Source organism: Aestuariivirga sp. (genome assembly GCF_044239095.1).
GTDB lineage: Bacteria > Pseudomonadota > Alphaproteobacteria > Rhizobiales > Aestuariivirgaceae > Aestuariivirga.
Window position 1 is genome coordinate 1 of the sequence record NZ_JBIICB010000325.1, and the last position, 4,488, is coordinate 4,488.

At 58.4% G+C, this 4,488-nt stretch carries 4 protein-coding genes, 1 tRNA gene and 1 pseudogene; 3 read left to right on the forward strand and 3 right to left on the reverse strand.

Annotated elements, in window-relative coordinates:
- Positions 1 to 363: 363 nt before the first annotated feature.
- A pseudogene (locus ACILRA_RS20305) lies at positions 364 to 537 on the forward strand (transposase); the annotation flags it as partial.
- A gap of 219 nt (positions 538 to 756) precedes the next feature.
- Here ACILRA_RS20305 and ACILRA_RS20310 read toward each other — a convergent pair.
- Complete coding sequence (locus ACILRA_RS20310; protein ID WP_395663872.1) at positions 757 to 1,347, reverse strand: CDP-alcohol phosphatidyltransferase family protein; 591 nt, start codon at positions 1,345 to 1,347, stop codon at positions 757 to 759.
- Positions 1,348 to 1,727: 380 nt separating this feature from the next.
- Here ACILRA_RS20310 and ACILRA_RS20315 point away from each other — a divergent pair, with 380 nt between their 5' ends.
- Entirely contained in the window at positions 1,728 to 1,985 is a 258-nt protein-coding gene (locus ACILRA_RS20315) for a hypothetical protein (RefSeq protein WP_395663873.1), read from the forward strand.
- A 1-nt stretch (position 1,986) separates the two neighbouring features.
- Here ACILRA_RS20315 and ACILRA_RS20320 read toward each other — a convergent pair.
- A tRNA-Ser gene (locus tag ACILRA_RS20320) sits at positions 1,987 to 2,076 on the reverse strand.
- A gap of 355 nt (positions 2,077 to 2,431) precedes the next feature.
- Here ACILRA_RS20320 and ACILRA_RS20325 point away from each other — a divergent pair.
- Positions 2,432 to 3,469 (forward strand): aspartate-semialdehyde dehydrogenase, encoded by a 1,038-nt coding sequence (locus ACILRA_RS20325; RefSeq protein ID WP_395663874.1) that lies wholly within the window; start codon positions 2,432 to 2,434, stop codon positions 3,467 to 3,469.
- Positions 3,470 to 3,658: 189 nt separating this feature from the next.
- On the opposite strand, the gene ACILRA_RS20330 is transcribed toward ACILRA_RS20325, so the two are convergent.
- Positions 3,659 to 4,411, reverse strand: a complete 753-nt coding sequence (locus ACILRA_RS20330; RefSeq protein ID WP_395663875.1) for a DUF1223 domain-containing protein — start codon at positions 4,409 to 4,411, stop codon at positions 3,659 to 3,661.
- Positions 4,412 to 4,488: the final 77 nt, after the last annotated feature.

Below are 4,488 nucleotides of genomic sequence, written 5' to 3' on the forward strand. Positions count from 1 at the left end.
CCTGATCTACTTCCCACGATCGATATGTCTTGCTCATAACCCGAGTGAATCAAATTCTATCCCCACCGTCGAGGCCATTTTCCAGACAGGCTCCTAGAGCATGATCCGCACAAGTGGAAACCACTTTTGCGAAAAGATCATGCTCAAGCCATTGATCTTGCGCGAGTTCTTTTCGACCAGGTGATTCCACCTGGTCGGAACGCGCGCTAGTTGCGATGTCGTTACGGTGACGGTGGAATCACCCCATGGATAATCGAACTCCTCTCGCGCCGTTACGATGCAATTCTTGCCGCAGGCCTAGCCTATCACAACGCCCAGCCACCACTCACCCGCCCCACAGCGAAGGAATGCCCCCAAGAGCGAGTGCGAAAGCCGCGACGGACCGGACATAATCTCATTGCGAGGCTCATGGAAAGGAAGGGGGACGTACTGAGCTTCCTGGTCGATCCGACCGTGCCCTTCACAAACAATCAGGCCGAGCGCGACATCCGCATGATGAAGCCCAGGCAGAAAATCTCAGGCAGCTTCCACTCGCATCAGGGTGCAGAGATCTTCGCGACCATCCGGTCGTTTATCTCGACCGCCAAAAAGCAGGGCTGGAAGACCATCGAAGCCCTGACCTCCAATCCTACGGCACTTATCGGCAGACTTCGACTCGCGCGGACAGCGCGCCACATGGGCAGTTACGAAGCAAGACACTCTTCTTGGATGTTTGCCAATCAGAACCGTGGAGATAGGTGTCGTGCCGGGGGCGGGTCACGGCAATTCCGGATCTTCCTTCATGAGCTCCTGGCCGACCCTCAGCGCGGACGACAAGCAGACGATGGTCAAAGCGGCCGCCGTCACATAGAGGATCGCGTCATAGACGTTCACGTTGCGCTCCAGCACCTCGAAGACTGCTTGCGGGTGCCAGTACAGCACGCCGACAAGCAGAAGCAAGAAGATGCGGAACTCCGTCGGCCCGATCTTGCCAAAGGAAATCCGCAGAATGCCCCTCACCCTCGCTTCGAGCACGCTCAGTACCGTGAGCAGGAGATAGCCGATCAGAACCAGCAGGCAGGCGCTCATGGACAGGAAGGGCGAAAGGCCGGCACCAATCCCGATCAGGCTCATGGAAAAGCTGTCCGTCATGTGGTCGAGAAAATAGCCAAAGCGTGGCCGTTCCGAACACCGATAGCGTGCAAGCGAGCCGTCAAGGCTGTCGCCTACCCAGTTCAGCACAAGCCCGGCGGCAGCCAGCCACAGGAAGGCGGGAAGCAGGTTCGAGAGGGCAAACCCCGCAAATACGAGCATACCGCCCGCGACACCCAAGGCGGTGAGATGGTCGGGGTGGATGAACGCCGGCATGTGCCTGCACGTCCATTCCAACAAAACTCTTTCAGACCTACTCAGAAACGTATCATTAATCTTGCATAGACACAACTTAAAGTTACAATAATCAATTTCTGATTGAGTGCGCACATGCATGAGTGATATTTATTAGAAACCTGAATAGACAATGTCAATTAGACACTGCAAGCCTGCGCGATACCGGCACGCTTACCCTCGCCTCATGGCCTGGCAATACGCGGCCCCCTCATAAGGAGGCGTGCTGAACCCGGAGTAGATCTGAACCATGAACAGGAAGCTCATAATGGCGGCAACGAATGCGTTGTCCATCAAGGTGAATATGTTTTCATGTAGGTGGGCCCACGCGAATGCAGGCTGAGGAGACTTGAACGGGTTGGATGAGAGAGCTTTTCGTGTACCGGATGGAAGATGCAAAGTACGGCAGTCAGGCGACAGGAAAACCAAGCTATTTCAACGGCCTATCGCCGCCGTACTTTTTCCGGGCAGTCAGGAGGTTTGGAGAATATGGGGCCGAGAGAGACAAAATTCGGCCTCATGTCCAATCCGACAGTCAGGAGCTTTTCGCAAGAAAGCCCGCAATTACTGGGGATTTTCGACGCTGGAATTTCGAGGAGAGAGATTTGCCTGAGGGCTAAATGGCGGAGAGGGAGGGATTCGAACCCCCGGTACGGTCACCCGTACTCCGCATTTCGAGTGCGGCGCGATCGACCACTCTGCCACCTCTCCGCTTTATCAGGACGGCCTGATGTAGATCGCGGTCGCTGGATAGCGGAGTGAGGGGTCGCTGCCAACCTCTTTTTGCGTGCCGTTGACTTGAGCGTGCCCCCTCGCTAGAACCTACCCGTTCATGAAAAGGCAGGACATGGCCCCGGAAACCGCCAGTTTTGGACGCTTGCGCACCACGGAAGTGGTTGGTGCAGGCTGGCCTGTCTCCCTGAAACTCACGAAAACCACCAAAACGGCGTGAGCCTTCTCCCCCGGCCTTCCCCCGCGGGGGCGGAAGGCTGAAACCCCCTTGCCCGAAAGCGGAGCCCGAAGCGGCTCACGGGGGGCGGGCTGGACGGCTCTTAGGAGAATGAAGATGGGTTACAAGGTTGCTGTCGTCGGCGCCACGGGCAATGTGGGCCGCGAAATGCTGTCGATCCTCGAGGAACGCCAGTTTCCGGTGGATGAGTGCCATGCCATTGCCTCGCGCAAATCCATGGGTGTCGAAGTCTCCTTCGGCGACAGGACGCTGAAGTGCCAGGATCTCGAGCAGTTCGATTTCTCGAAGGTCGATTTCTGTCTCATGTCCGCGGGTTCCTCCGTCTCCAAGGAATGGTCGCCGAGGATCGGCGCCACGGGCTGCATCGTGATCGATAACTCCTCCTGCTTTCGCTACGAGCAGGATGTTCCCCTCGTGGTGCCGGAGGTGAACGCCCATGTGCTGGCCGAGTACATGGCAAGGCCTAACCGCCGCAACATCATCGCCAATCCCAACTGCTCCACCGCGCAGCTCGTGGTCGTGCTGAAGCCCCTTCATGACGTGGCGAAGATCAAGCGCGTTGTGGTCTCGACCTACCAGTCGGTGTCAGGTGCGGGCAAGGAAGGCCTTGACGAGCTGTGGAACCAGACCAAGGGCATCTTCGTTACGGATTCTCCGACACCTAAGAAGTTCACCAAGCAGATCGCGTTCAACGTCATTCCTCACATCGACGTGTTCATGGATTCAGGGGACACGAAGGAAGAGTGGAAGATGACGGTCGAGACCAAGAAGATTCTCGACCCCAAGATCAAGCTCACCGCCACCTGCGTGCGTGTTCCGGTGTTCGTTGGCCATTCGGAGGCGGTGAACATCGAGTTCGAGACGCCGATCTCGGCAGAGGAAGCGCGCGAGATCCTGCGGGAGGCGCCAGGATGCATGGTCGTCGACAAGCGCGAGAACGGTGGCTACGTGACCCCCGTCGAATGCGTGGGTGACTTCGCCACCTTCATTTCCCGCATTCGTGAAGATGCGACGATCGAGAACGGCCTGAACTTGTGGGTTGTTTCCGACAATCTGCGCAAGGGCGCGGCGCTCAATGCCGTGCAGATCGCCGAAAGCCTCATCAATCGCGGGCTCATCAAGCAGGCTGCCTGATCTCGGTCACGCATGGTTGAAGGCGGGAGGGGTGGGATCACGCCCCTCCCCTAGAGCATGATCCGCAAAAGTGGAAACCACTTTTGCGAAAAGATCATGCTCAAGCCATTGAACTTGCGCGAGTTCTTTTCGACCAGGTGATTCCACCTGGTCGGAACGCGCGCTAGCCACATGTGCCCATGCGCGTGTTCAGCTCGAAACGCTGCCCCAGCAGGCGCAGCCGAGGATGGGGCCAACCTTGCCCTGCTGCAGCACCGCGACACAGGCGGTGGCGCCCGGTGGCATCAACCCTTCCTTGGGAAGCGTGATCCGCGCCGCCTCGCCCTTCCACATGCCGGCAGGAACCAGCTTGCGCACCACATTCGTGTAAGTGGCTTCGCGGCCGGCCATCTCGCCCTTCGCGATCTTGACCGAGGCGCTTTCCATCACGGGCATGACCCAGAGGGTTGCCTCCTGATCAACAGAGCCTTCAGCGATCTCGACCACCATTTCCTTGGCGGAATCGCTGATGTTGAGTGCAGCGGGCCAGTTTGCCCTGCGTGACTGGGAGAGAACGGCAAAGACCTCCGAGCGCTGGTTTCCCACCATCTGCTTCTCGCCGTTGACGATCATTTGCGGGGTGAACACGTCCAGGCCGCCCCGCTCCTTGGCATAATCATATTGCCGCTGTGAGAAATCCGGGCTGGCAAGCGTATCCTTCCAGCCGAGATAGTCCCAGTAATCCACATGGAAGGTCAGCGCCAGAACCCCCGGCATGTTGCGCAGTTCCGTCAGCAGCCGGTCCGCCGCGGGACAAGACTTGCACCCCTGGCTGCTGAACAACTCAACCACCACATCCACGGGCCCGCGCGCCCAGGCAGCAGGACCAGCCAAACAGGCCACGCCCGCCCCCGCGCCAAGGGCGAGGACGTCACGGCGGGATATGGGCCTCGTCTCAAACATGCAGCCTATATGAACCAAACGGCCCGCGAGCACCACTCACGAGCCGTTCTGGCCTCTTCACGAATGCGTTTGCCGGT

Bases quoted from the DNA above. Each gene is read 5' to 3' on its own strand.
- ACILRA_RS20310 (WP_395663872.1), bottom strand. From the start codon at position 1,347: ATGCCGGCGTTCATCCACCCCGACCATCTCACCGCCTTGGGTGTCGCG.
- ACILRA_RS20325 (WP_395663874.1), top strand. From the start codon at position 2,432: ATGGGTTACAAGGTTGCTGTCGTCGGCGCCACGGGCAATGTGGGCCGC.
- ACILRA_RS20330 (WP_395663875.1), bottom strand. From the start codon at position 4,411: ATGTTTGAGACGAGGCCCATATCCCGCCGTGACGTCCTCGCCCTTGGC.
- ACILRA_RS20315 (WP_395663873.1), top strand. From the start codon at position 1,728: ATGAGAGAGCTTTTCGTGTACCGGATGGAAGATGCAAAGTACGGCAGT.